The 570-nt window shown below is 63.2% G+C and carries 1 protein-coding gene; it reads left to right on the top strand.

Translation table 11 applies throughout. The features are described from left to right. On the top strand, positions 1-525 hold a 525-nt coding region (locus D7D26_RS12025; RefSeq protein ID WP_147413089.1), incomplete at its 5' end, for an OmpH family outer membrane protein. Positions 526-570: the final 45 nt, after the last annotated feature.

Raw genomic sequence — 570 nt, 5'->3', positions numbered from 1 at the left:
GTGATGAAATCGATAATTTCCCTGGCGATGTTCGCGTCGCTGTCCGCGGCGGTGTTCGCCACGGAGATCGCCGTGGTGGACACGGAAAGGATTTTCAGTCAGTCCAAACCCGGCAAGCTGGGACAGGCTCATCTGGAGGAAGTGCAGAAAGTGCTCCAGAAAGGGTATAACGATCTGCTCGCCCTGTACCGCGGCCAGGAGAACACGGCCGAGGCGCAGAACGCGGTCGCGCAGGGACAGGCGGCGCTGGAACGGCAGATGGAAGTGGAACGCGCGGCGGTGACGTCGGTGCTGCAGTCGGAACTGATGGCGTCCGTGGAAGCGTGGCGGAAGAAGAATCCGAAGTTCCACGCGGTGATGGCGCGTCAGCTGCTGCTCGACGCGGCGCCCAAACTGGACGTCACCGACGCCGTGATGAAGGAGATGAACAGGCGCAGGCCGAAGTTCGCCGCTCTCCCCACGGTGACGGTGAAGAAGCCGGAAGTCCCCGCCAGGCCGGAACAGGCGCCTGCGGAAGCGAAGTAACGGCCGAAACGGGAAAAACGGAACGAAGGATCCCCGAGCGGGGGA

The organism is Pyramidobacter sp. CG50-2, assembly GCF_003612005.1.
GTDB lineage: Bacteria > Synergistota > Synergistia > Synergistales > Dethiosulfovibrionaceae > Pyramidobacter.
The sequence above is the reverse complement of the archived record's forward strand: the minus strand, read 5'-3'. Positions and strand labels throughout refer to the sequence as shown.